This is a genomic window from Acinetobacter septicus (assembly GCF_019355975.1).
In the GTDB taxonomy this organism is placed as follows: domain Bacteria; phylum Pseudomonadota; class Gammaproteobacteria; order Pseudomonadales; family Moraxellaceae; genus Acinetobacter; species Acinetobacter ursingii.
In genome coordinates this window covers 2,772,464-2,799,237 of sequence record NZ_CP079898.1, presented here as the reverse complement: position 1 = coordinate 2,799,237, position 26,774 = coordinate 2,772,464, and the positions used below count along the sequence as shown (strand labels likewise).

Genomic DNA, 26,774 nt, shown 5'->3' with positions numbered 1-26,774 from the left:
AGCAGCATTTTAGCGTTTTAGTGAAGCACTAAACGCCAACATCCGATCCAGAGGAAGTTTAGCCCGTTGTGCCAAAGCAGCGTCGACGTGTATTTCCTGATCGGCATGTTGTAATACATGCAGAATTCCATCCAGCTCATTCATCGCCATCCAAGGGCAATGCGCACAAGAACGACAAGTCGCGCCCTCACCCGCAGTTGGTGCTTCAACTAAAATTTTATCTGGAACCGCTTGTTGCATCTTATAAAAAATACCACGATCCGTAGCGACAATTAAACGCTGATGTGGCAATGTTTGTGCGGCTTTGATCAGTTGCGAAGTACTACCCACAGCATCTGCAATATCCACTACCGATTCTGGAGATTCAGGATGAACCAACACAGCTGCATCTGGATACAGCGCTTTCATATTGGCGATACCACGAGCGCGGAATTCTTCATGTACAATACAGGCCCCATCCCAAAGCAACATATCAGCACCTGTTTTCTTTTGGATATATCGCCCCAAATGTTGATCTGGCGCCCAGATAATTTTTTCACCCAAACTGTCTAAATGCTCAATAATTTCTACGGCACAACTCGATGTTACCACCCAATCAGCACGTGCTTTCACTGCGGCAGAAGTATTGGCATATACCACAACAGTATGATCAGGATGCTGATCACAAAATGCAGTAAATTCATCCACAGGACAGCCTAGATCCAGTGAGCAAGTGGCTTCCAAAGTGGGCATTAAAATGGTTTTTTCTGGAGACAAGATTTTAGCCGTCTCACCCATAAATTTGACACCTGCAACCACCAATGTGCTTGCAGCATGGTCTCGTCCGAAACGTGCCATTTCCAGTGAGTCAGAAACACATCCACCAGTCAGCTCTGCTAGTTCCTGTACATCGGGGTCACAATAATAATGTGCGACAAGTACCGCATTACGTTTTTTGAGTTCTGCTGCAATTTCCGCAAATTTTGCCTGTTTAACATCTGGACTTAAGTGTTGATCTTTCGGCTCACCTAAACGATCTAAATGCGCCTGCACAATGTTTTTTGCGTCGTTCGCAATTAAATTCGCACTACTCATAAACGTCTTCTCATCCTTTTGCATACGGGCTGGCATGCTTGTAACGTTACATCACAAGTTACTGGCTATGATTTGATAACTTGAGAACCAAAAGCGGGCAGTTAAAAAAGCCTCCCAGAGGAGGCCTGATTATAGCTTAAATTATAGCGAAATATTTAAGATCGGTAATCTGCATTGATTTTGACATAATCATAAGACAGATCGCAGGTATACACAGTGTCCTTCGCCTGACCACGCCCTAAATCAACGCGTATGGTAATTTCTTTCTCTGCCATCACCGCAGCACCCATTTCTTCGGTGTAATCAGGATTTGCACCACCATCGAGACAGATTTGCACATCACCCAACCAGACCTGAACTTTGCTGCTATCCAAGTTTTGAATGCCCGCTTTACCAATCGCCATGACAATCCGTCCCCAGTTTGGATCGGAAGCAAATAAAGCGGTTTTGATCAGCGGTGAGTCTGAAATGCTATACGCGACGTCACAACATTCTTGGGTATTGGCTCCACCCTCGACAGTCACAGTGATGAATTTAGTAGCACCCTCGCCATCGCGCACAATCAATTGTGCCAAACGATTCATGATACGGGTGAGTACATCAAGCACCACGGTATAACGAGCATCATCGCTAGACTCTATTACATTTCCACCCGCCTGTGCTGTGGCAACAAAAATGCAAGAGTCATTGGTAGAAGTATCACCATCAATGGTAATGCGGTTAAATGAATGCTCGACTGTGGTCTGCAATAACTGTTGAACCATTGCTTGGCTGATCGGCGCATCGGTTGCAACAAAACTCAGCATGGTTGCCATATTGGGACGAATCATCCCAGCACCTTTACTAATACCAGTCATGGTATAAGTGATACCATCGAGTTCAAACTGTTCAGACGCCCCTTTAGGCACGGTATCCGTGGTCATAATGCCAAAAGCAGCATCTGTCCAACTTGCTTCATCTAATGTGTCCAACGCAGGTTGAATGCCATTTAATAAACGCTCAATCGGAAGCTGTTCACCAATCACGCCTGTTGAAAAAGGTAAAACCTGATGAGGTTGTACATGAGCCAGTTCAGCCAGTTTGGCACAGGTTTTAGTCGCATTTTCTAAACCGAGTTTTCCTGTTGCAGCATTGGCATTACCAGTATTAATAATGAGATAACGCGGCTGTTGTGCGGATGAGCTTTCATTTAAATGTTTTTTGCTGAGTAAAACGGGCGCAGCAGCAAAAGCACTTTGGGTAAAAACACCCGCAACCTGCGAACCTTCAGCAAACTCGAATACCACTAAATCTCGTCGATTGGGATAACGCACATACGCTTGGGTTGAACCAATTTTTACACCCTTTACCACATGCATATGCGGCATTGTTACGTCACCAACAGCCATTTTGAATATCCGATGAATTCGTTATAGAAAAAGAAAAGCTTAGTTCAAAATAACATAAAAATCGAGCGTTCAAACTCACTTTACAGCAATAAAAAAACCAGCAATCTTGCTGGTTTTTAAATTTTGACTTTTTAATTGGCCGCAAGTTGAGCAGATGTCCCCAATAAAGCCTGCTTGGCTTTTTCCTGACTCGCCGCAGAGAGCGCAGGGTTAGTCGCAACAATGCGACTTACATTTGCGGAGTTAGCAGCACTAATCGCCGCTGTTTTAAAAATAATAGGGCGAGTTCCCGTATTACCCAGCGTATAGCGAATTCCTGTTCTTGGACTGACTAAAGTCGTCGTTTGATTCTGAACAGTTGCTTGAGCTGTAGTATTACCTTGTGCAGCCATTACCTTGTCAACAGTCGTGGTTTGGATTGGCTGTGCATTTTCTGTTGCAGCAAATGTAAATGCTGGGATCGTTAAGGCCGTCATTACTAATGTTTTTAATACTTTTTTCATTGTCTTTACCAGTTTTCACTTCAAGATGTGCAAGTAAATACCATTTAATCGAACAAACTGCAAATACTATTCACAGCTTGCAACATCTCGTAAAAAAAGCAGAACATAAATGTTCTGCTTTTTTGAAATCACTCTCTTTTATGGCAAGATCTTTATCTCACGATTAAATACGACCATGACATTGTTTATATTTGAGTCCAGATCCACATGGGCATGGCGCATTACGGCTCGCAGGTGGCGTAATTTGCTGCTGTGGTGCTTGTTCTTCAATCTCGTGATGAGTCACTGTTCCAGTTAAGCCGTCAACTTCATCATGTTCAAAAGATAAGCGCATCGCTTCTGCTTGTTGCTGCTGTTGAGCTTCAAGTTCTGCCAGTTCTTCTGGTGTAGGAATGTGAACGCGAGACAAATCAGTTACGACGTCAGATTTAATAATGCCTAACATATTAATGAACAAGTTAAAGGCTTCTTTTTTATATTCCTGTTCAGGATTTTTCTGAGCATAACCACGTAAATGAATCCCCTGACGCAGATAATCCATCGCCGCCAAATGGTCTTTCCAGTGGCGATCCAGTGAATTCAACATAAAGTGACGTTCAAGCGTAACGGCGGTATCTGTTCCCATTTGGGTGCGACGCGCTCGATAGCGATTAATTACTTCATCAGTAATTCGTTCTACCAACCCTTCTTCATCTAGACGGCGATCATCATTGAGCCATTGTTGAATTGGCAACTCAATACTGAGGTCAACGCGCAAGGCATTTTCCAAACCCTCTACATCCCATTGGTCATGGATCGATTCAGGTGGAATAAAATTCGCAATCATGCCTTTCATGACATCACGATGCATTTCTTCGATATAATCTTGCAGCGTGCTTTCAGCTAAAACTTCATCACGTTGTGAATAGATGATCTTACGTTGTTCGTTATTGACATCGTCATACTTCAATAAGTTTTTACGAATATCAAAGTTACGTGCTTCGACTTTGCGCTGTGCATTTTCAATCGAACGGCTCACCATTTTATGTTCAATGGCTTCATCTTCTTTGAGACCCATGGCACGCATCATACCAACCACACGGTCACCTGCGAAGATACGCATCAAATCATCTTCAAGTGATAAGTAAAAGCGCGATACCCCAGGGTCACCCTGACGGCCAGCACGACCTCGTAACTGGTTATCAATACGGCGTGATTCGTGACGCTCAGAACCCACGATATGTAAACCGCCTGCATTCAGCACGGTTTCATGATCATGTTCCCATTCTGCTTTTAAGCGCGCTTCATCTTCAGGCGTTGGATTTTCAATTTTAGCTAGCTTGGCTTTCCAGTTACCACCCAAAATAATATCCGTACCACGACCAGCCATATTCGTTGCAATCGTGACTGAATCTGGACTACCTGCCTGCGCAATAATATCCGCTTCACGTTCATGTTGTTTCGCGTTAAGGACTTCATGCTTAATGCCTGCCTGAGTCAACTTATGCGATAACACCTCACTGGCTTCAATGGTTGCCGTACCCACCAAAATTGGTGCACGGGTTTCCTGAATACGTTTAATTTCCTGCACAATCGCATCGTATTTACCGTTACGATTCAGGTAAATTAAATCATTTTGATCTAAACGAACCATTGGACGATGGGTTGGGATAATCACCACATCTAGTCCATAAATTTCTTTCATTTCCGCTGCTTCAGTATCAGCAGTACCTGTCATACCTGAAAGCTTTTTGTATAGGCGGAAATAGTTCTGAAAAGTGGTTGTTGCAAGTGTTTGGTTTTCTGGCTGAATTTCCAAACCTTCTTTGGCTTCGACTGCTTGATGCAAACCTTCTGACCAACGACGACCTGGCATGGTACGCCCAGTATGTTCATCGACGATGATCACTTCACCATCATGAATAATATAATGAACATCGCGGTGATATAAGAAATGCGCACGAATTGCGGCAGTCACATGATGCACCAGACTTAAATTACTTGCAGAATATAGGCTTTCACCTTCAGCCAATAAACCCATGGCAATCAGTTCTTGCTCGACAGTTTCAAAACCCACTTCGGTCATTTCAACTGAACGCTGTTTTTCATCAATCCAGAAATGTCCGCCATCGGCCACTTTTTCTTCTTTTTGCGCACGAAGTTTAGGTGGAATGTTATTGATCGCAGCATAAAGTTGAGAAGAATCTTCGCTTTGCCCCGAAATAATCAACGGTGTACGCGCTTCATCAATCAAGATCGAATCGACCTCATCGATAATCGCATAATTCAAACCACGCTGTTTTTTCTCTGGCAGTGAAAACACCATGTTGTCACGCAGATAGTCAAAACCGAATTCATTGTTGGTACCATATGTGATATCCGCTTGATAAGCTTCAGCTTTCTCAACAGGAGACTGCATAGAGTAAATCGTACCAATGCTCAATCCCAAAAACTCAAACAATGGGCGATTGAGTTCAGCATCACGCTGCGCCAAATAGTCATTGACCGTAATAACATGGACGCCTTGTCCACTTAAGGCATTTAAATAACAGGCCAACGTACCCATCAGAGTTTTACCTTCACCTGTACGCATTTCTGCGATTTTACCTTCGTGTAAGGTAATACCACCGATTAATTGCACATCATAATGGCGCATACCCATGACACGTTTTGCCGCTTCGCGACATACGGCAAAAGCTTCTGGCAATAATTTATCCAGACTTTCACCATTGTTATAACGTTCTTTAAATTCTGGAGTTTTTGCAGATAAGTCTGCATCGCTTAGTGCTGATATCGTCGGCTCGAGCGCATTGATTTGATCAACAATTTTACGCATGCGTTTAAGTTCGCGCTCATTTTTTGTACCGAAGATACCTCCGATCAGACTTGCCAACATGAATAAACTCTCTAATCCTGTTTGTTATAAGGTCTGTCAATAGCAACAAACCCTAGGTCGGTTAATTTTTTCTTAGCTGTTATTATGGAGCCACAAATAAGAACTACAAGGGTTTTACGCCCAAACAGCGAAAAAATCTGCTAGATGACTCTAACATTGCTTAACCAAAGAGCGTTAATGTAGCAAATTTGGATTTAACTTACACCGATTTGCATGCGATTTTCTGATCTATTTTTGAATCAAGCCCCCACTCTATATCTTAAAAATTCATAACAACATGCGAAAACAATAATTTTAAATGCAATAAAAAAACTGCATATTTAATGTCATACAACACATCACAATATTATGAGGTTTTAGCAATGAGCTTACGTTTAGGTGATACCGCCCCTAATTTTGAACAACAATCCAGTGAAGGAGAGATTAATTTTTATGAGTTTTTAGGTGATGATTGGGCAATATTATTTTCACATCCTGCGGACTACACGCCTGTGTGTACCACTGAACTTGGCTATACCGCAAAACTTAAAGATGAATTTGAAAAACGTGGAGTCAAAGCGATTGCGCTTTCAGTGGATGATGTTGAATCCCATCAGGGCTGGATTAAAGATATTAATGAAACTCAAAACACCACAGTCAACTTCCCGATCATCGCCGATAAAGATCGTAAGGTTTCAGAGCTGTATGGATTTATTCATCCTAATGCCAGTGAAACCACTACAGTACGCTCGCTTGTGATTATCGATCCCAATAAAAAAGTTCGTTTGATTATTACTTATCCTGCTTCAACAGGTCGTAATTTTAATGAAATATTACGGGTCGTAGATTCATTACAACTGACAGACCATCATAAAGTCGCAACTCCAGCAAACTGGCAACAAGGTGAAGATGTGGTGATTGTGCCTTCACTCAAAGATGAAGAAGAAATCAAACAGCGCTTTCCGAAAGGCTATAAGGCCGTCAAACCTTATCTAAGATTGACACCACAGCCTGAGAAGAATTGAAACATCGTTTCAATTCTTCGCAAGACAAGCAAAGCGCGTAGTCTAAGAACAAAACTCTTAAAGTCTTCAAAAGGAGATGAACAGCTATGCTGTGAGTTAAGAGGTTAAAGCAACGCTTTAATTTTGTTCAAGACAAGCGAAGCGCGTAGTGTTTGAATGTGATACTTCAATTTTTATCAAAACAAGCGCAGCGCATCATTTAAGATAGTAAGTCTTCCATGTTTTACAAGCATGAAGATTGCATTAAATAATAAAAATAAACCTCAAAACAATAACTCATATCACCGTTTCTCCACCCAGTACCCATCGTCATGGTGGGTACTTTTTATAATGAGCAGATTTGGTAAAACTCACGGACTAGGTTATAAAGAAGATAATGTCCTAAAAACAATAAATTTATGATTTATAACATTCATCATTTGCATTGCGGTACGATGTGCCCTGCATGCGCCCCTCTAGTCAGTCAAACAGGCTTACAGGCACATATTATTTGTCATTGTTTATTGCTTGAAACTGATCGTGGGTTGGTGTTGATTGATACAGGTTTAGGTTTACAAGATTATTTACATACTCAGCAACGACTGGGCAGACTGATCCATCAATTTGGAAAAATTGAAATCAATATTCAACTCAGCGCTGTTCAGCAAATTCAACAACTCGGACTTAATCCTAAAGATGTGCAGCATATCTTTGTGAGTCATCTGGATTTTGACCATGCGGGTGGCATTTCTGACTTTCCTCAAGCCACCGTACATGTGTTGGCATCCGAATTTAATGCCACACAATCATTGTCCTTCAAAAATCGTATTCGTTATAAGAACAACCAATTTAAGCAGCATCGTCTTTGGAATTTCATTGAACATATTCAAGGAGAAAGTTGGTTCAATCTGGAAAAAGTGATGGGGTTGCCATTATTTCAGGATGAAATTTTAATGATCCCTTTATTGGGGCATTCAGCTGGACACTGTGGCATTGCGATTAAACAAGCAGAGGGCTGGATGTTATTTTGTGGGGATGCCTATTTTTCACATCAGGAATTAGACTCCAAACAGAAATTGAAAGGACTACATGTATTTGAGAGTATGCTCGCGTATGACAATAAAATGCGTTTAGCCAATCTCAAACAACTCCAATATTTAGCCCAACATGAACCACACCTTGAATTGATTTGTGCGCATGATATTCAAGAATTTTTACGCTATCGACCATTATCATGAAAAAAATCTTATTTTCTCCCGTATTGATCATACTCACTTTAAATCTATCAGGCTGTATTACTCATCCCTCGCTTTCCCCTGAGCAACGACCATCACATTGGGGGAATTTGCTTCACGCAGAGCATAATTTTTATAAAATTAGCCATGATCTATATCGCAGCGAGCAACCTTCACAAGCACTAATACCTGAATTACGACAACAGCAGATTCAGACCATCATAAATATACGCAGTCGTAATGATGATATAAATGTGCTTGATCCACACGAATTTAATTTAGTTCATATCCCGATTCATACATGGGCCATTAATCGAAAAGATTTACTAGAAGTGATGCAACAGATTCAAATCGCAAAACAAAATCATCAAAAGGTTTTATTGCATTGTTATCATGGGTCAGATCGAACAGGTGCTAGTGTGGCAATGTATCGAATTATTTTTGAAAATTGGTCGATAGAAAACGCTGTACAAGAAATGAAATACGGAAGTTACGGCTACCACCCAATCTGGGTGAATATTGAAAAAATATTTACGCCTGAAAATATAAAATGGATTCGGGAGCAACTCGCGAATCCATCTTAAATCATCAGCAAGAATAAAACTGCCAAAAACACTTAACGCTGATCGAGTGGAACCCAGTCGATCACCCAAGCCGATTTCATATTCAAACTGCTATCTGACACAATTTTCTTCCGTGCAGCATCGGCAGTTTCGCGGCTTTTAGATGGCCCCACCATAATTCGAATGCCTTTAGAAGTAGGGCTGGTGGTGACTTTATAGCCTTTGGCACGAAGTTTGGAAACCACTGCATCTGCATTGGCTTGGTTGGCAGCTAATGCTACTTGTACCATCCAGTTTTTATCGCCATTTTCCAACAAATCACGTGCTTTATCAGCTTCTGCTTTTTTCTTGGCGTCTTCTTCGGCTTTATGCTTTTTCTCATCCGCTGCTTTTTTCTCAGCTTCAGCTTTACGTTTATCTTCAGCCGCTTTCTTCGCTGCTTTTTCTGCGTCTAACTGTCTCTGTTTTTCTTCAGTTGCCTTTTTCTCTGCGGCAACGCGCTCTTGCTCAGCTTTACGTTTGGCTTCGGCTTCTTTCTGCTTTTTCAATTGTTCGGCTTTCTGCTGTTCAGCCAGCTTTTGAGCATCAGCTTGTTTTTTCTGTTCAGCCAATCTTTTCTCTGCATCAAGTTTTTGCTGTTCAGACTTTTTTTGGTCATTGGCTTTTTGTGCAGTATTTTTTGTTTGATCCGTGATTTCTGGCGGAATATTGTCTGAACTTTCCTGAGCAGCATTACGACGCGCATTAATCGCTGCATATTCTTCTGCGGCTTTACGTGCGGCTGCGGCTTCAGCCTGTTGTTGTTGCGCTAGAAAGTCTGCGGCACGAGCTTCTTGTTCTGCCACGGCTTTTTCACGCGCACGGCGCTGCTCTTCAAGTAAACGCTTTTCCGTTTCAACATCAACTGCGAGCGGTTGTAACTGAACCATTTCGCCCGCCTGATTTGAACGATTATTGTCCTTTGCAGGTTGTTCGACTTTTGGTTGAGTTTGAACTTGCGTTTGGTGTATTTCTTCTTTTCCTTTCAGGAGTAATGCAGCCAATAAAACACCACCACCTAATAAAACAACACCGCCCATCCAGCGCTGTTTGTTATTCATTGACATTATTCCAAATACTCCCACACCGCTTCTAATGTATGAAACGAACCACAGACTAAAATTAGCTGATTATTGTTGGTTTGCTCAAGTGCTAATTTAAACGCCTCTTGGATACTTTCAAAGCTGTCTACTGTCTCACCTTGTAATGCATCCATCAATTGAAATAAGGGTGCAGCACGAGGAACATTTAACGGCGCAATTTTCCAATTCAAAACAGTGGGTTTTAATCGCTCTACCACTGATTTTATATCTTTATCGGCCAACATTGAAAATACAGCAACAACTTCTGTGTACTGTTTATTGTATTCCAAGAAATTTCGCAATTGCTTTAACAAAAATTCTACACCATGTGCATTATGACCAGCATCAAAAATAACGGTTTTATTTGCGATGACTCGCTGTTCAAAACGACCCGCCAATTGTGCTTTTTTGATTCCGCTGCTCAATGCTGCCTGAGAAATATCTAAGCCACTTAACAGTACAGCCGCAACCGCAGTCGAAATATTTTCCAGTGCTAAGGAACTCAGCGGAAGTTTTAATGTGGTTCCTGATGATGCAAAATTCCAACTCTGACCATCACCCGCAGCTTGATAAAAATAATCTTGTTGTGCCACGTATAATTTGGCGTTGACTTGATTGGCCTGAGTTTGAATCGCTTGTGGTAAATCTTGTAGACCAGCAAAAATGACAGGAATATCTGGGCGCATAATCCCTGCTTTTTCAAACGCAATTTTTTCAATGGTATCGCCCAGCCAATCGGTATGATCCAGACCAATATTGGTAATCACAGCAATATCGGGATCAATCACATTGACCACATCCAGACGACCGCCCAAACCAACTTCAAGTACCCAGACATCACATTGTTTTTGTTTAAAAATAACAAAAGCCGCTAAAGTCGTGGCTTCAAAAAAGGAGAGGCTTAATTCACACTGACGGCGCGCTTGATCAACTTCTACAAAAGCATGAATTAAAGTTTGGTCATCAACTTCCTGACCCTTTAATTTAACCCGCTCGTTAAAACGATAAATATGGGGCGATTGATAAAGACCAACCTGATAACCCTGTTCATTTAAAATAGAGGCCAACGTGGTTGTCGTTGATCCTTTACCATTGGTTCCAGCCACGGTAAATACTTTGGCTTGTGGTTGCATGACACCCAAAGCCTCAGCCACTGGAATCACACGTTCCAGACCTAAATCAATCCCTGTAACGTGAACATGGCCCCAATAATCGAGCCATGTATCTAAATCATCTGTTATTTTTGGAGCATCAGGTTTCAAGGTAAGTTCATCAATTTCGCCACGATACGGGATACAGTATCACGTAATGCATGTCGATGAACAATTTGATCGATTACCCCATGATCAAGCAAATATTCGGCGCGTTGAAACGGTTCATCCAGTTTTTCACGTACCGTTTGTTCGATCACTCGCTTACCCGCAAAACCAATCATGGCCTTAGGTTCAGCAATATGTACATCACCTAGCATTGCCAAAGATGCTGTGACACCGCCATAGACAGGATGAGTCAAAACTACAATGTAGGGTAAATGCGCATCTTTCATTTTCTGAATCGCAGCAGATGTCCGCGCCATTTGCATCAGCGACAACATGCCTTCCTGCATACGCGCGCCGCCTGATGCAGCAAAACAGATCAAAGGCTGTTTTTGCGCAATCGCACGTTCAGCCGCTTGAACAAAGCGATCGCCCACAACCGTTCCCATTGAACCGCCCATGAAATCAAATTCAAAGGCACAAGCAACCATTGGGATATGATTTAAACTGCCCTGCATCACCACTAAAGCTTCTGTTTCACCCGTTTTGCTTTGTGCTTCACGCATACGCTCAGGATAAGGTTTACTATCGACAAATTTAAGTGGATCTTTGGCTGCAAATTCCTGACCAAGCTCGGTTTGGATCTGATCAAAAAACCATGTTAGACGATCACGTGCTTTCATACGCAAATGTTCATCACATTGTGGACAAACATAGGCATTGAATGCGATTGCAGTACGTGTCACCAATGCATGACATTCAGGGCATTCAATCGTTGGCTCAGTAAATGTTGCCTTAAGCACTTGTTGCTCATCAGGCGTGTGGATGCCAGGAACATGACGTTCAGTCCACGGTGTCGATGGGCTAAGAATTTTCCCTGATTTCACTTCTTGATTCATACTAACTCGTCGAGCGCAGCTCGAAGCTCCTTGATTTTATTGACCGTTTGATCAACCGCTTGGTCGATTGCCAATGTAGCAAAAGGTTTAACTAAAGCACTTCCCACAATTACCGCATCGGCAACCTGCCCCATAGCCTTTGCAGATGCTGCATCACTAATCCCAAAACCCACACCCACAGGTACGTTAGTATGTGTTTTGATCTTGGCAATACGTGCAGCAGCTTCAGCCGTGTCTAGGGTTGCTGCACCTGTTACGCCTTTAAGTGATACATAGTAAATAAAGCCACTGGCTTGTTTTACGACATGTTGAATACGCTCATCGGTTGAGGTTGGTGCGAGCAAAAAGATTTGATCCATATCGTGCTGCTTTAATACAGCATCCAAATCTTTGGCTTCTTCAGGCGGCATATCCACCAAAAGAATGCCATCTACACCAGATTCTTTCGCAGTTGATACAAATTTTTCATAACCAATGACTTCAACGGGATTTAAATATCCCATCAAAACTACAGGCGTTTCGGTATCATTTTGACGAAATTCCTTGACCATATTCAGTGCATCAAGCGTATTGGTTCCACCCGCTAACGCGCGTTCAGCCGCAAGTGCAATCACTGGCCCATCTGCCATTGGGTCGGAAAAGGGTAAGCCCAGTTCAATCACATCCACACCTGCATCGACCATTTTATGTAACAGTGATACTGTGACCTGTGGCTCAGGATCGCCCGCCATCACATAAGAAACCAACGCTTTACGTTGTTGGGATTTAAGCTGTTCGAAACGAGTGGCGAGACGTGACATAGGGTTGTGCTTTCCTTGATTTTATAAACTGAGGAGTTGTTTGTAGAAATACAGAACACCGCATTGTAACGCTATTTTTTGTCCATTGAACAGTCTTCACGTTGCTATGTACGCTGTTGTTGTGATTCCCTACAACCCAGAGCGTACATTTATCAATATTTTGCTGTTTTTCTCAATGATCAAAGCTTCCTATTTTTTAGTGTTATTTCAAACAATAAAATATGAAATTAAATTAAAATTAATTCTAAAAATGATCTAAAAAACAAAAATATAAACAACATCAGCAGACCATTGCAGCGATTTCTGGCTTTATAAAAAACATGGCAGTTTGATATATCTGTTATAAAAACAGATAATGAAATCAAGTTCTTTTGCAGTTGTCTACGTAAAAAATAGTTCATTCTCAGGGTGTTTATTTGATTCAGCGCGACTTATTCATCACCTTACAGTTGTTTTAAAAACTGTTTTGGGGTTTGCCCCGTCCAACGTTTAAAGGCGCGGCCAAATGCGCTTTGATCGGCATAACCCAACAATGCCGCAATTTCGACCAGTGAACGTCCTTGTTTTAAATAAGTTTGACTTAAATTTAGACGATATTCGTCCAGAATATCCTGAAAATTAAGCTGATAAGATTTGAGCTGCCGTTGTAAAGTACGTTCAGAATAATGCATTTGTCTGGCGACATAATCCTGAATGACTTCATTTTGTTGTTTTAATGCCTGTTCAATAAAACCCCAGACCTTTTGTTTTAATAACTGCTGTCGGTGCTCAAACGTATCTGCCTGTTGTAAGGACTGTTTAGCTTGAGTGGATAACACCTGATTGAGTTGTTGATCGGCAGCAAAACTTCGTGCTTGTAGTACCTGTTGATCAAAACAGATTTTATATTGCCCCACATACAGCTGAATTTTACAGCCAAAAAACTGCTCATAATGGCTTAATGATAAATGCGGGGGCAGTCCTAACTGAATCAAACGAGGCGGGATCAATTGCTCCTGCGCAATCAGTTTCGAAATTCTAAAGATTAATGACAAATTCAGTTCATAAATTTCACGGTAATCCTGATAATTTGCGCTCCACATGATCTGAATCTGTTGATCCTGCTCCACAATTTTGAGCTGTTCCAGATTGGTTTGTTGAAACAATAAGGGATAATATTGCTCAAGCAAATACATCGCCTGTTGTAAATTTAAACTGGTGGATGCCAGATAGCCCATCATTCCCGCGTCCTGCAAACTGGCTTGTTCAGCCATAACCAAACTAATCGGACGTTTAAAATACCGCTGGAGTTGCTTCATCAACTGTAGATAAACTGTTAAATCGAACCCCTGTTCAGCATCGTTGTTCAATGCATCAGTCAATTGTTGCCATTGCGACTGTTGTTCTGAACCACTCAGCAGAGATTCCAGTTGATAATGCTGCAAGACGCGATGCAGAAGGCGTACATATCCCACTATGATTTTTACTGACATTGCGACATCCTTTTTGTCTCATGTCGCTATTTGTATAAAATATGGCAACAACTGTCAAAACAAAACGGATGATTGTCGCCATACTAAAATCATTGTTTCAACCGAGAATTAAAACAAATGAATGCCCATGTACAATATCAGGTCGATCCTGTGGTGCGCAGCAAACTGGACTTTAAACTTGAAGATGTTCCTCGTTTTTGGTTTGCAGGTGATCCATTTCGAACTCGAGTTTTTGATGCACTGAGTCTGACTTTTCCAGATGGCGAACGTTATTTTATCGAGTGCGTCCGATTATTTCGTGACAAGATTCAGGATCCTGACTTACAGGCACGAGTGGCTGACTTTATCAAACAGGAAGCTCAGCATGGCATTGCCCATGACAAAATGAATCAACTCATGAAAGAGCAAGGTATGCCCGTTGAGCAATTTACGACCACGCTCAAAAAGATTTTCCGCTTTGAGCTCACCAAACGCTCACCGCAATACAATATCGCCATGACTGCGGCGGCAGAACATTTGACTGCATTGATGGCAGAAACATTTTATAGCAAAAGAGCAACGCTGCAAGAGGTACATCCTTATGTTCGGGCTTTGTTGGCATGGCATTCGATTGAAGAAATGGAGCATCGTGATGTGGCTTTTGACGTGATGCAACAGGTCGGAGAAGTGCCCGAGGCCACACGTAAATTTGCGCTGGCAATCACCACCGCTTTGATGCTCGGCTTCACCTTATATCGTGCCAATGTCATGTTACGCTGTGACGGCTTTAATGGTCGGCAGCGTTTGCAATTGTTCCGTAAAGGCTTACCGTGGTTTTTAGGGCGCAAGGGAATTTTAACGACGATGAAAAAGGAATATCTGGACTGGTATAAATCTGACTTTCATCCCAGCCAGCATCCTGTAATTCATCAATACGATGTCTGGGTCAAAACCTATGAAGAAACTGGTGATCCTATTTTAGCAGGTCAAGCGTTTTGGGAAGCAGGCTATTAAAGCCTGCTGTTAACTCGAAACATTACCATTTGGCATAATGCTGTTCGAGCAAGGCATATTCAGCATTGAGCTTAATCACACTCCCCTGTTCGAGTTGAATCTGCCCAGTAACGTTAGCTTGCCATTGGCTAAACTGACTGCCCACCATTCTCAGATTAATATTTTCATAACGTCGCCAACCCGTTTCAACTTCAAGTTGCAACTTTTCATCCAGAGAACGTATACGCCAGCGATTTTCCTGTAGGCGCTCAAACAAGACATCGCTGAGCGGATAAAGACGACCATTGACCCACAGACAGTTTTCATTTCCAAAACTTTCATTCACCCCAGAGGCCAGATTAATTCCAATACGCTGTCCATGAGCATCCCAAAAATTACAGGACAGCCAAAACCACGCAGTTTCGGGACGCAAAAATCCACAGGTATCATCTAAAGCAGCAAAAGTTTTATCATTAAACTCAATCAGTTGATTTTGTTTATTGATAAAATATCCTTCAACGGCCAAAGTCGTTTTCTTTTGGGTATAAGTCCAACCATTAATACCATTGGGTTAACATAAACTTAAAGGCTCGGTTCCCGCACAGAAAATTCGCGCGCTGAGTTTAATTTCGCCATATTTGGTCACACGTACATAGCGCACACCATTGGCATGTTGCATTTCAATTTCAAACGGTGCTTTGTAAAAATAACTTTGGTTAAATTGTGGTTGCTCATCGACATGCGTTTTACGCGCCAAAGGCTGAATGGCATTCCACTCCAGCACTTGTTGGGTTAAATGATCATAAATATAAAAAAAACCATGCCCTGCCCACGCAATATCGGCAATGGCAAGCCCAATTGAATAATGTTCGTGCTGAATACTACAAAATTTAAATTTCTTATATTTCAGTTTACGTCCCCACCCCTTTTCTATTTTGCCAAAAGGCGATTGATAGACATAACGACTGAGGCTAATCGCACTCGGAATTTCCTTAAAACGACCATAACGTGGTTGGCCACTTTCTTGTATTAAATCCATTTTCAGTTATCCGTTTAAATGATCCATTTAAAAATCAGGACACGCGTGCAAATTTTACACAATTTTCACTTATAGATGAAAAACATATTGTTTTTCTACACGATTATTTTGAAATCCGAACATTTAAACCAAAGTGAGATAGGTATTTTCCCAATGATTCGGAGCAAATGAGCCTTGAACTAAATGAATATAACGTCCATGCACACAATCAATCGCCAAACAATCATCCACCTCAAGCACCCGATCGGTATGGGCTTTTTGCCATTTTTGATCGATATAAGCTTTACCGCGTTGTTTGGCAATCACCGCATCGGGGGCAACCACCAAAACATAACGATGTAATTCGCCAAATTCACGTGCATCGTAGCCACCCAGATTAATCAAATATAGCTTTTGATCCTGTGCAGATGGTGCAACATGAGAGAAATAGACTTGATAAGATACGCCTTCTGATTCCACACCATTTACCTTCATCCATGCATCGATGTGTAGGCCTTTTAGCTCGCCAAACCATGCTTGTTTCAGTTGCGGCGTGATGTCTTCTAGCGAAGATCCGAGGGCAAAGACCACATCATGCACTTCGGTATTGGCACGGGCATGACGACCACCGAGCATGACCACAAATAGATTTGACATTTTATTCTCTTTTGTTGAAGAAAAAGGCCACCTGATCGGCAGCCTAAATCCTGAAAATAAATAAGTTGAAGATTACATTTCAACCATTTCAACGCCATCGACACGGGCAACCGTCATCAAGTCTTTATCACCACGACCTGAAACTGTCGCAATAATAATTTGATCTTTCAACATGGTTGGTGCCAGTTTAGTGACATAAGCCATTGCGTGAGAGCTTTCGAGTGCAGGAATAATTCCTTCAATCTGGGTCAAATCACGGAAGCCCTGTAAGGCTTCGTCATCGTTGATTGGCACATATTGCACACGTTGCATATCTTTTAAGAAACTATGTTCTGGGCCTACACCCGGATAATCTAAACCTGCTGAAATACTATGCGTTTCTATAATTTGACCTTGAGCATCACTCATCAAATAAGTCCGATTACCATGCAGCACACCAATATGGCCTGCATTGAGTGGTGCCGAGTGTTTACCTGTTTCGACACCATAACCTGCCGCTTCAACACCATACATTTTGACGTCATAGTCATTCAAAAATGGATAGAATAAGCCCATCGCATTCGAACCACCACCGACACAAGCCACTAGAGCATCGGGTAGGCGACCGGCCTGCTGCTGAATTTGCTGACGTGCTTCACGACCAATAATCGATTGGAAATCACGTACCAATTGTGGATACGGATGCGGCCCAGCCACGGTTCCAATCACATAATAGGTGCTGTCAACATTGGTGACCCAGTCACGCATGGCTTCATTCATGGCATCTTTTAAGGTTTTTGAGCCACTTTGCACAGGCACCACCGTTGCACCGAGCAAACGCATACGATAAACATTCATGGCCTGACGTTTGACATCTTCAGCACCCATGTAAACCACACATTCCATGCCCAAACGCGCGGCAATCGTTGCAGTAGCAACACCATGCTGACCTGCACCTGTTTCAGCAATAATCCGCTTTTTACCTGAAAGTTTCGCCAATAATGCCTGACCAATGGTGTTGTTCACTTTGTGTGAACCTGTATGGTTCAAGTCTTCACGTTTTAAATAAATCTGTGCACCGCCCAAGTGTTTCGACCATCGCTCTGCATGATATAGCGGACTCGGACGTCCGACATAAAAAGCCAGATCACGGTCGAATTCTGCCAAAAATTGCTCGTCATTTTTCATACGGTTATAAAGACTTTCTAAATCTTCCAAAGCCGCCATGAGCGTTTCTGACACAAAACGTCCGCCATGAATACCAAAATGCCCACGAGCATCTGGATATTGCGTATAGTCAACCATCTGACCGTTTTGACTAGCGTTTTGCTGATCCACGTTGGACTCCTTGCATAAATCTTTCTATAAGTTGTTGGTCTTTGATACCTTTGGCAGATTCTACACCGCCACTCACATCTACCGCGTAAGCATGTGTTATTTCAATCGCATCTTCGACATTCTCAGGCGTTAGGCCTCCTGCCAAAATCAGAGGAATATCTATTTGAGGAAACTTCGACCAGTCAAATTGATGACCCGTTCCACCTTTGAGTTCAGGATGCCATGCATCGAGTAAAATTGCACTGGCCCCCGCAGCCTGATAACGCTGAATTTCACCCACGACATCCAGATCAGGTTTGACTTGAAGCGCTTTATACCAACGGCGTTTACAGACGCTCGCTATCTGCTGGCATTGCTCAGGCGTTTCATCACCGTGAAACTGTATGATATCTAATGCGACATGCTCAAGTGTTGTCTGAATCTGTTCTGCACTGGCATTCACAAATAAACCCACTGTTTGTACATACGGCGGAATATGTTCGATGAGCTGCTGTGCTTGCGCTGGGCTAACATAACGCGGACTTGGTGGAAAAAATACAAAGCCTATGGCGTCAGCACCTGCCTGAACGACCGATAAAATATCTTGAGAACGGGTAATACCGCAAATTTTTGCGCGCGTTCGCATAAGGACATGGCTCTTGGTTGCCTGATCTATAGCCATCTATAAATCATAAAAAGAAAGCTATTGTAATGCAATTTCTCTCTGTTGCGGAAAAACTTAGTGTGAATAGATCGTATTCAGATTGTTTAATTCACAGCCAGACTTTATACTTCGCCCAAATGGCAACAAGTCAAAGCAATCGCCATAGGGAAGCTGGTGAAACTCCAGCACTGCCCCCGCAACGGTAACAATGTAAAGCATATTTTTTAGGCTAATTTGGGCTTAACACCACTGCATGATCAGATGTGGGAAGGTGAATATGTGAATACCCTGATAGGTATAATATTGAAGTCCGGAGACCTGCTTGTTGCATCCGCCAACTCAATCATTCACGTGGGGTGAATGTATGGAGAACATCATGTCTATTTCTTTACAACCTACTCGTTTAGTGGGTGCTATCGCTATTGCGATGGGGTTTTCATCTGTTGCATTTGCAGATGAATCAACGAATGCCACCAAACTTGATCCTATTGTCGTTACAGCTTCTAAAAGTGCAGAGAAAGTGAGTGAAGTCCCTGCGCGGATTTCAGTGATTGATCGAGAAACGATAGAGCAATCACCAATTGCAGACTTAGGTCAACTTCTGCGCCGTGAAGCAGGTTTGAATATCATACAAAGTGGTGGTGTTGGTCAACTGACTTCTGCTTTTATTCGTGGTACTAATTCAACCCACGCCTTATTCCTAAAAGATGGTGCCAGTCTGAATACTGCTTTGGGTGGTGGTGCAAGTATTCCATATATTGACCTTAGCGATGCAGCTCAAATTGAAATTTTAAAAGGCCCTGCATCTGTGCAATATGGTACAGATGCAATTGGTGGTGTGATCAATGTCGTCACCAAAGCACCAACTCAACAAAGGCTCTTTGTCACCACTGAAGCGGGTGAAGATAAAACCTATAAATCTGTGATTGGTGCAGATCTAGTGAGCACACAAGGTTTTTATGCACAATTACGTGGTCAGCGTATGGAAAGTGATGGCACCCCTGTCACGAATAAAACAGATGAACGTTCAAGCTACGACCAAATTGGTTATAGTGCTAAAGTCGGTTATGAACAGACACAGTATGCTGCCAATGTCGAAATAAACGAAAATAAAGGCACTAATATCTACTACGGCGGTGCGCATGACATTTTTAATCGCCTCATCAATGCCAATGGTCGTTATAACATTCTCCCCAATTTAATCTTGAATGCACGCTATTCAAACTTTAAGGATGAACTGACAGGTAAAAGTTATACTGGTTATTTCAATACTGAAAGAAATGAAGGTGATCTAAACTTACGCTGGAAGTTCACAGATCATCAAAATATTTTGCTCGGTGCTTCAATTAATAATGCAGATGTCGATAGTCTCTCGATACTTGGCAATAAAAAAAGTTTAGATTCAACAGGCTATTATCTACAACATCAGTACCAAAATAATGGCGTAAGTACTCAGGCAGGTATTCGTGTTGAAGACAATGATCAATTTGGCACACACACTGTAGGGCAACTCGCAGGTCGTTATCAAATTGCACCATTGACTAGCATTTATGCCAATGTGGGAACTGCATTTAAGGCACCTACAGGAAACCAACTGTATTATTTTTATGAAGATCCTGTATGGGGTAACACCTACGGTAATCCGAACCTAAAGCCAGAAGAAAGTCTTTCTTATGAAATTGGGATAGATCAGAAACTTGCCTATGGTCTTTCTACTTACGCTTCGGTCTATCAAACCAAAGTCAAGAATTTGATCGAATATGTATCTGGCTATCCTGACTCAACTTATGCAAACGTCAGTAAAGCTAAAATGACAGGTGGTGAAGTTGGTTTTAAATGGAAAGAGAATGATTTATTCCTTAGCTCTGAATATGCCTATGTTAAAACAGAAAATGAAGAGACTAAACTCGAATTAATTCGACGTCCACGTCAAAGCTTGAGCATTACGACAGGTTTGGAAAATGAAGTGTATGGCTTGAGTGCGGCTGTAGTGGCAAAATCGACATCAAAAATCTCTAACTCTGCAAATTCAGCAAAGACTCCAGGCTATACCACTGTAGATTTGCACGGATACTGGAATTTAAATCCGAATGTGAAACTATTTGCCAATATTAAAAATGTCGGGGATGTAAAATACAAAACTGCAAATTATTATGGCGATGAGTTTTACATCAACGGCGGTCGTCTTGCTTCAGCAGGAGTAACGCTTTCGTATTAAACAAAAATAGATAAAAATATTTTAAACAGCGCAGTTTAAGGATAATGTAATGACCGACATTATCCTTTTTTTGAAGGAAAATTTATGGGACACCGTTTAAGTAAAATATATACACGCACTGGCGATGCAGGCACCACAGGTTTGGGCGATGGCTCTCGCGTTTCCAAAGATGATCTGCGTATTGCAGCACTCGGTGAAGTGGACGAGTTGAACGCAATTTTAGGGGTATTACGTGCTCAAATTGCCCATTCAGATTCGACCCAAAAAGAAAAATGGGAAAAACATTTAAGTCTGATTCAACACTGGCTGTTTGATTTAGGCGGTGAGGTCTGTATCCCCAACTATACCTTATTGCAAGATGCCAGCATTGAGTACTTAGAACAAAGTATTGACCAGATGAATGAGCAGCTTCCAATGCTTAAAGAGTTTATTCTGCCTTCTGGTAGCTTGGCCTGTAGTTATGCACATCAAGCTCGTGCGGTATGCCGCCGTGCAGAACGCAGTTTGATTACGGTCCAGCAACGTGATCAAAATATTCAAACCACCTCATTACAATTATTGAATCGTTTGTCAGATTGGTTATTTGTGGCATCTCGGACCTTACAGCGTGAAAGTGGTGGCTCAGAAGTGTTATGGCAACGTAATATTAATGACACGATTTAAATTTTAAAATCACAAGGTCATATTCTGGATAACTCAACTATGCAAATCATTGGTCATCGTGGCGCACGGGGCGAAGCACCTGAAAATACACTGGGTGGTTTTCAGTATTTAAGAGACTTAGGCATTCGCGCTGTTGAGTTTGATATTCGTCAACTCAGCAATGATCAACTTATGATTATTCACGATGATAATTTTTTGCGGACCACAGGTGTTTCTGGCTCGGTATATGATCAGGATATTGATCTACAACAATTTGACCACCGTCACAACTGGAAAAATTGGCCTCAAGCTGAATACACGCCTTCACTTACACAGGTTTTAAATCTATTACATGATTTTGATCATATCGAAGTTGAGGTTAAAGCAGTGAATAATCAAGCTGATGCTGAACAACTTACCCAAAGCTTAACTCAATATTTACAAGGCTTTGAACAACAAGTCACCATCACCAGTTTTGATGAAAAAATTCTGCATTCTCTACAACAACAAAACAGCAACTTTAAGCGCGGTTTTTTGATTGAAGAAGATATAAAGGCTCAAGCCATTGAAATAGCTCAAAAGCTAGGATGTTGTCATATTGGCTGGATGGATCAGCTGGCCACCCACGACATGCTACAACTTTCCCAGCAAGCAGAGTTAAACATTAGTGTTTGGACAGTCAATGATATCGACCGTGCCAAACAACTCAGGGATGAAGGCGTTCAGGGCCTAATTACGGATTATCCAAAGCAAATGCTGGCAGCACTTTAAGATCATTAAATCTTCACTGATCCAAACTGGTTTATTTCTTTTGGGCTTGAACTAAAATTTGCCCACTTTGATCCAACAACAATATCTGATTACCTTGCAACTTAAATCGTTTCACACGTTGCAAGACATCCATCAATTCAGCTTCTTGTGCCAATGCACCATCGCAACTTTGGTGGCCTGCCCGAACATCCAGATCAAGTTGCTGTAAGGCAAAGTTATAGGTATAACGACCATAAATCATATTACAACCCGTATTGCCTTGAACGGTTTGCACAGCTGAGTTCAATGTCAGAAAAGGCATTTGATTAAAAAATTTAGCGCGTTTTTGCAGGACAGATGTAATCTGCCAAGTCACATCTTGTACACCATCGATACTTTTACGCGAAGGCTGAACAGATGACTGTTTGAGATGGTGGGCGCTTAACGCTGGTTTGCCGTTATTTTTTTGTATGGGTGCTGTTGTACTTTGACAGGCCACCAAAGCGAAAGCCACACTTAAAAACAGTAAGTTGCGTAAAGAATATCTCACAAAATGCCTACCCTATTGATTGCATCGTTTATCTTTCATAAACATGATGGATCTTGCGATAAAATCAATAAGCACATTGTTGAATTCTGTTACTGTTTTGATCAATACACTTGTACAATATTGCTAGTGAACATGTGTTCGCTCATGTTAATATGATGAATTCGTAGCCCGTCATGTTCGTTATAATTTCAGGGCCAGATAGTACTATTTTAACCTTTCACAAAAAGGTTTCCAGGAGCGCTGATGGAGATGAATACTCCCGCAACTCAAGCCCCAATCAACTGGATTGCAATTTTTGCTTTAGTTTTTTTACCGATTGTCGCGGTTATTGCGATCCCACTTTACGCTTATCACCATGATTTTAGCTTGGCATCATGGGTGAGTATGTTTGTACTTTTAGGTATGAGCAGTCTAGGTATTACGGCTGGTTATCATCGCCTGTGGGCACATCGCGCCTATGAAGCGACTTTACCGTTAAAAATCATCCTGATGATTATGGGAACCTTTGCGGTTCAAAACAGTATCCTTTTCTGGGCTTCAGGACACCGTACCCATCATCGCCATGTAGACGATATTGAAAAAGATCCATATTCCATCAAAAAAGGCTTCTGGTACGCACATCTTGGCTGGATGTTACGTGACTATCCAGCAGCAGAACCAAATTTCAAAAATGCACCAGATCTACTCAATGACAAACTGGTGATGTTCCAACACAAATATTACATTCCACTGGTCATTGCGGTTCATGTCGTCATTCTGGGCGCTGTGGGCTGGGCTGTCGGTGATGTTTGGGGCGTCATGCTGTTAGGTGGTCTGGTTCGTTTAATTTTGAGCCATCACGTGACGTTCTTTATTAACTCACTGTGTCATATGTGGGGCAAACGTCCTTATACGGATGAAAATACAGCGCGCGACAACTTCTGGCTTGCAATCGCGACTTGGGGTGAGGGTTATCATAACTACCATCATATCTTCCAATACGATTATCGTAATGGGGTGAAATGGTGGCAATATGACCCGACCAAATGGTTGATCTGGTCGTGTTCAAAACTGGGCTTAGCGAAAAACTTGCGCCGTATTCCGAGCTTTAATATTCAAAAGGCTGAATTGGCAATGCGTTTTAAATATGCTGAACAGGATTTGGCAATTTACGGTCATGATGTCAACACTGACCTTGCTCAAATGAAGCAGCGTATTGCTCAAGAGTATGAGGCATTTACCCTGACACTTAATGACTGGGCCAAGTTGAAAGAACAAGAGTTGCATGCTAAAAAAGCCGCAATGGCAGAAAAGATTCATCAAATGGATCATAAACTTAAAGTCGATTTTCAATTACTCGAACATCGTTTAAGCCACCATCGCGAATGTCTGGAAACTTTGATGCGTAATGTCAAAAAACGCAATGTCGTTTCTGAATAATGATCATCATCAGATGCTGATCTAACTCTTCAGCATCTTCTCCTTATTCATAAAGAAGCCCATCTATTTAAGATGGGCTTCTTTGTTTTTGATGGTTTCAGATATGAATTTTAATTACCCTGTACCAAGCGACGGGCGCTAATGATTCCAGGTTGTTGCTCCAAACGTGCCAGCAAGCGAGATAACTGTGCCAAGCCTTTGACTTCAATCAACAGCTTCATATTCGCAATCCCATCAGCTTCAGAGATGGTATTGACCTGACGAATATTGATTTGATCTGAAAAAATCACTTGTGTCAGATCTTTAAGCAATCCACGACGATCATAGGCATCAATCACAATCTGCACACTTTGACCACGAGTCGGCTGCATTTCCCAGTCTGCTTCAACAGCGCGTTCAGGCTCATTCTTAATCATGCGCAAATAATCTGGGCAAGCTACTTTATGAATGCTCACGCCACGATTCAACGTAATATAACCACCAATGGATTCACCATGTACAGGCTGGCAGCACTGGGCAATATGAAGTTCGACATTATCCAGACCGTCAATCAAAATACCATGTGCAGACAGAGTATGACTAGCACGCGGATTCAGTGTCGGTTTAAGTACCAGTTCAGGTTCGTCATTATCCAGATGCATTTGACGATTAACCTGATTAATCAAGGCATGCAGACTAATGTCGCCGCTGACCAGTGCAACCAATATGTCATCACCTGTTTTCAGGTTAAAGTGTGATGAATAATCGTTGAGATCAATACTTTTTGGATGAATCGCCAAACGTGCCAATTCTTTATTCAGAATTTCACGACCGACTTCCAGATTTTTACTACGATCCTGCTGTCTAAACCAATGGCGTAACTTATCACGCGCACGAGCAGTTTTAATATAACCCAGAGAGTTCACCAACCAGTCACGGTTCGGCTCACGATCTTTTTTGGTTAAAATCTCAACCTGCTCACCTGTTTTTAAGGCATATGTGAGCGGTACGTAACGCTGATTCACCCGCGCGGCATAACACTTGTTACCCACTTCGGTATGTACATGATAGGCAAAGTCTAAAACGGTAGAACCGCGTGGTAATTCCTTAATATCCCCATCACGACTAAACACATAAATCTTTTCAAAGTCTTCAAAATTTTGAAGATCTTCTAAATTTTCTGATTCATCATCATGCTTATGGACATTACTTTCATTACGTTCCTGATAATGCTCCAACACCGCTCTAAGAGAATGTAATCGATGATTAAAAGAATGATCTGTGGTTTTAGAGCCTTCTTTATAATTAAAGTGCGAACATACCCCTAGCTCAGCTTCTTCATGCATTTCATAGGTACGAATTTGCACTTCCAGTGATTTATTTTCAGCAATCACCGCGGTATGCAAAGAACGATAACCATTGGCTTTCGGGTTGGTAATATAGTCATCAAATTGATGCGGAATATGCCGCCAGATTTGATGAACAATCCCCAATGAGTGATAGCATTCTGGAATGCTTTTGACTAAAACACGTAACGCGCGAATATCATACAATTGATCGAAACTTAAGTTTTTACTCTTCATTTTCCGATAAATTGAATAAATATGTTTAACCCGCCCTGTAATCTCAGACTCAATCCCATGTTCCGCAAGCTCGGTTTTGAGCTTATCAATCACAAACTGAATGTATTGCTCACGCTCAAGACGTTTCTCATTGAGTAAAGATGCAATTTCTTTATAACGATCTGGCGCTAAATAGCGAAATGCTAAATCTTCCAGTTCCCATTTCAGTTGGGCAATTCCCAGACGATGTGCCAAAGGAGAATAAATGGTTAAAATTTCACGTGCTACACGTTCCTGACGTTCACGCGATGACGTTGCCAGTTCACGCAGAGCTAAGGTTCGTTCAGCTAATTTGATCAATACAACACGGACATCTTCAGTCACTGAAATCAGCATCTTATAAATGCCACTTAAATGTTCGCGCTGATTATTATTAAAGTGATCTTCAAGACGTTTGTTTTTTTCAATTAATTCAGACAGTTTACCCATCGCCAAAGTGCCTTTGACGAGGTTATAAACCTGCTCTCCAAATTTTTTCTGAATTTCTTCCAGTGTAATGACATTTTCACGGACACAACGATACAGCATCGCTGCACACAGGGTATCTTCGTCGACATGTAAATGTGCCAAAATATCAGCCATTCCAATGCCTGTTGAAAAGGTATTGGATGAATGGTGGGTATTTAGGGTCAACTCTTTTTGTAAAATAAGATAAGCAATTTCTTCAAGCTTGGTTAGCTCTGCCCCGTCTAAAATATCACGAACGCGATCCAGCCATGCTGCCAGTTCACGTTGTGCTTCTTCGGCATGTTCTACAGTCGTTTCATCTGACAACTCAATTAGTCGTTCAGGTAGCTGTTCACGTACTGTGACCATAC

The 26,774-nt window shown here is 41.8% G+C and carries 22 protein-coding genes, 1 pseudogene and 1 riboswitch; of the genes and pseudogenes, 8 read left to right on the top strand and 15 right to left on the bottom strand.

Going from position 1 to position 26,774, the window contains the following annotated elements:
* Positions 1–9: 9 nt before the first annotated feature.
* From nadA to secA, 4 genes are all read right to left on the bottom strand, one after another.
* Positions 10–1,074 (bottom strand): quinolinate synthase NadA, encoded by a 1,065-nt coding sequence (nadA, locus tag I6L31_RS13245; protein ID WP_004991243.1) that lies wholly within the window; start codon positions 1,072–1,074, stop codon positions 10–12.
* Positions 1,075–1,229: 155 nt separating this feature from the next.
* Positions 1,230–2,462, bottom strand: a complete 1,233-nt coding sequence (gene argJ, locus I6L31_RS13240; protein WP_004991244.1) for a bifunctional glutamate N-acetyltransferase/amino-acid acetyltransferase ArgJ — start codon at positions 2,460–2,462, stop codon at positions 1,230–1,232.
* Positions 2,463–2,593: 131 nt separating this feature from the next.
* Positions 2,594–2,965 (bottom strand): hypothetical protein, encoded by a 372-nt coding sequence (locus I6L31_RS13235; protein WP_004991245.1) that lies wholly within the window; start codon positions 2,963–2,965, stop codon positions 2,594–2,596.
* A gap of 163 nt (positions 2,966–3,128) precedes the next feature.
* Positions 3,129–5,840 (bottom strand): preprotein translocase subunit SecA, encoded by a 2,712-nt coding sequence (gene secA, locus I6L31_RS13230; RefSeq protein WP_004991246.1) that lies wholly within the window; start codon positions 5,838–5,840, stop codon positions 3,129–3,131.
* Positions 5,841–6,202: 362 nt separating this feature from the next.
* On the opposite strand from secA, the gene I6L31_RS13225 reads away from it, so the two are divergent.
* The 3 genes from I6L31_RS13225 to I6L31_RS13215 all read left to right on the top strand — a co-directional run bounded on the left by I6L31_RS13225 (position 6,203) and on the right by I6L31_RS13215 (position 8,642).
* The gene (locus I6L31_RS13225; RefSeq protein ID WP_004993944.1) at positions 6,203–6,844 is read left to right on the top strand and encodes a peroxiredoxin; all 642 of its coding nucleotides are present in this window, start codon (positions 6,203–6,205) and stop codon (positions 6,842–6,844) included.
* Positions 6,845–7,242: 398 nt separating this feature from the next.
* The gene (locus I6L31_RS13220; RefSeq protein ID WP_005001445.1) at positions 7,243–8,061 is read left to right on the top strand and encodes an MBL fold metallo-hydrolase; all 819 of its coding nucleotides are present in this window, start codon (positions 7,243–7,245) and stop codon (positions 8,059–8,061) included.
* A complete protein-coding gene (locus I6L31_RS13215; protein ID WP_005001443.1) occupies positions 8,058–8,642 on the top strand; it encodes a dual specificity protein phosphatase family protein in 585 nt (194 codons plus the stop codon). Before I6L31_RS13220 ends, I6L31_RS13215 begins: the two co-directional genes overlap by 4 nt.
* A 32-nt stretch (positions 8,643–8,674) precedes the next feature.
* Here I6L31_RS13215 and I6L31_RS13210 read toward each other — a convergent pair whose 3' ends face one another.
* The 5 genes from I6L31_RS13210 to I6L31_RS13190 form a co-directional block, all read right to left on the bottom strand.
* Positions 8,675–9,727, bottom strand: a complete 1,053-nt coding sequence (locus tag I6L31_RS13210) for an SPOR domain-containing protein (RefSeq protein ID WP_005001441.1) — start codon at positions 9,725–9,727, stop codon at positions 8,675–8,677.
* Entirely contained in the window at positions 9,727–11,004 is a 1,278-nt protein-coding gene (gene folC / locus I6L31_RS13205) for a bifunctional tetrahydrofolate synthase/dihydrofolate synthase (RefSeq protein WP_005001440.1), read from the bottom strand. The genes I6L31_RS13210 and folC overlap by 1 nt, the downstream gene beginning before the upstream one ends.
* A complete protein-coding gene (gene accD / locus I6L31_RS13200; RefSeq protein ID WP_005001439.1) occupies positions 11,001–11,897 on the bottom strand; it encodes an acetyl-CoA carboxylase, carboxyltransferase subunit beta in 897 nt (298 codons plus the stop codon). Before accD ends, folC begins: the two co-directional genes overlap by 4 nt.
* Complete coding sequence (gene trpA, locus I6L31_RS13195) at positions 11,894–12,697, bottom strand: tryptophan synthase subunit alpha (protein WP_005001438.1); 804 nt, start codon at positions 12,695–12,697, stop codon at positions 11,894–11,896. Before trpA ends, accD begins: the two co-directional genes overlap by 4 nt.
* 443 nt (positions 12,698–13,140) lie before the next feature.
* Complete coding sequence (locus I6L31_RS13190) at positions 13,141–14,169, bottom strand: AraC family transcriptional regulator (protein ID WP_005001437.1); 1,029 nt, start codon at positions 14,167–14,169, stop codon at positions 13,141–13,143.
* A 117-nt stretch (positions 14,170–14,286) separates the two neighbouring features.
* Between I6L31_RS13190 and I6L31_RS13185 the strand changes: the two genes are divergently transcribed.
* Entirely contained in the window at positions 14,287–15,162 is an 876-nt protein-coding gene (locus I6L31_RS13185) for a metal-dependent hydrolase (RefSeq protein WP_005001436.1), read from the top strand.
* Between the two features lie 22 nt (positions 15,163–15,184).
* Here I6L31_RS13185 and I6L31_RS13180 read toward each other — a convergent pair.
* The 4 genes and pseudogenes from I6L31_RS13180 to I6L31_RS13165 form a co-directional block, all read right to left on the bottom strand.
* Positions 15,185–16,180 (bottom strand): annotated as a pseudogene (locus tag I6L31_RS13180) (DUF2804 domain-containing protein).
* A gap of 123 nt (positions 16,181–16,303) precedes the next feature.
* Positions 16,304–16,816 (bottom strand): DUF1543 domain-containing protein, encoded by a 513-nt coding sequence (locus I6L31_RS13175; protein WP_005001433.1) that lies wholly within the window; start codon positions 16,814–16,816, stop codon positions 16,304–16,306.
* Between the two features lie 72 nt (positions 16,817–16,888).
* Entirely contained in the window at positions 16,889–18,100 is a 1,212-nt protein-coding gene (trpB, locus tag I6L31_RS13170; RefSeq protein WP_171064962.1) for a tryptophan synthase subunit beta, read from the bottom strand.
* 13 nt (positions 18,101–18,113) lie between these two features.
* A complete protein-coding gene (locus I6L31_RS13165) occupies positions 18,114–18,758 on the bottom strand; it encodes a phosphoribosylanthranilate isomerase (protein ID WP_005001430.1) in 645 nt (214 codons plus the stop codon).
* A gap of 146 nt (positions 18,759–18,904) precedes the next feature.
* Positions 18,905–19,116, top strand: a riboswitch (cobalamin riboswitch).
* 36 nt (positions 19,117–19,152) lie between these two features.
* On the opposite strand from I6L31_RS13165, the gene I6L31_RS13160 reads away from it, so the two are divergent.
* The 3 genes from I6L31_RS13160 to I6L31_RS13150 all read left to right on the top strand — a co-directional run bounded on the left by I6L31_RS13160 (position 19,153) and on the right by I6L31_RS13150 (position 22,407).
* A complete protein-coding gene (locus I6L31_RS13160) occupies positions 19,153–20,994 on the top strand; it encodes a TonB-dependent receptor plug domain-containing protein (RefSeq protein WP_005001428.1) in 1,842 nt (613 codons plus the stop codon).
* 84 nt (positions 20,995–21,078) lie between these two features.
* Positions 21,079–21,657: a cob(I)yrinic acid a,c-diamide adenosyltransferase gene (locus I6L31_RS13155; protein ID WP_004991281.1), complete on the top strand. Its 579-nt coding sequence runs from the start codon at positions 21,079–21,081 to the stop codon at positions 21,655–21,657.
* 39 nt (positions 21,658–21,696) lie between these two features.
* On the top strand, positions 21,697–22,407 hold the full coding sequence (locus I6L31_RS13150) for a glycerophosphodiester phosphodiesterase (RefSeq protein ID WP_005001426.1): 711 nt from the start codon (positions 21,697–21,699) through the stop codon (positions 22,405–22,407).
* A 31-nt stretch (positions 22,408–22,438) separates the two neighbouring features.
* On the opposite strand, the gene I6L31_RS13145 is transcribed toward I6L31_RS13150, so the two are convergent.
* Positions 22,439–22,936 (bottom strand): META domain-containing protein, encoded by a 498-nt coding sequence (locus I6L31_RS13145; RefSeq protein WP_005001425.1) that lies wholly within the window; start codon positions 22,934–22,936, stop codon positions 22,439–22,441.
* Positions 22,937–23,185: 249 nt separating this feature from the next.
* Between I6L31_RS13145 and I6L31_RS13140 the strand changes: the two genes are divergently transcribed.
* Positions 23,186–24,355 (top strand): acyl-CoA desaturase, encoded by a 1,170-nt coding sequence (locus tag I6L31_RS13140; RefSeq protein ID WP_035271691.1) that lies wholly within the window; start codon positions 23,186–23,188, stop codon positions 24,353–24,355.
* A gap of 110 nt (positions 24,356–24,465) precedes the next feature.
* On the opposite strand, the gene I6L31_RS13135 is transcribed toward I6L31_RS13140, so the two are convergent.
* Positions 24,466–26,772: a RelA/SpoT family protein gene (locus tag I6L31_RS13135; protein ID WP_005001421.1), complete on the bottom strand. Its 2,307-nt coding sequence runs from the start codon at positions 26,770–26,772 to the stop codon at positions 24,466–24,468.
* Positions 26,773–26,774: the final 2 nt, after the last annotated feature.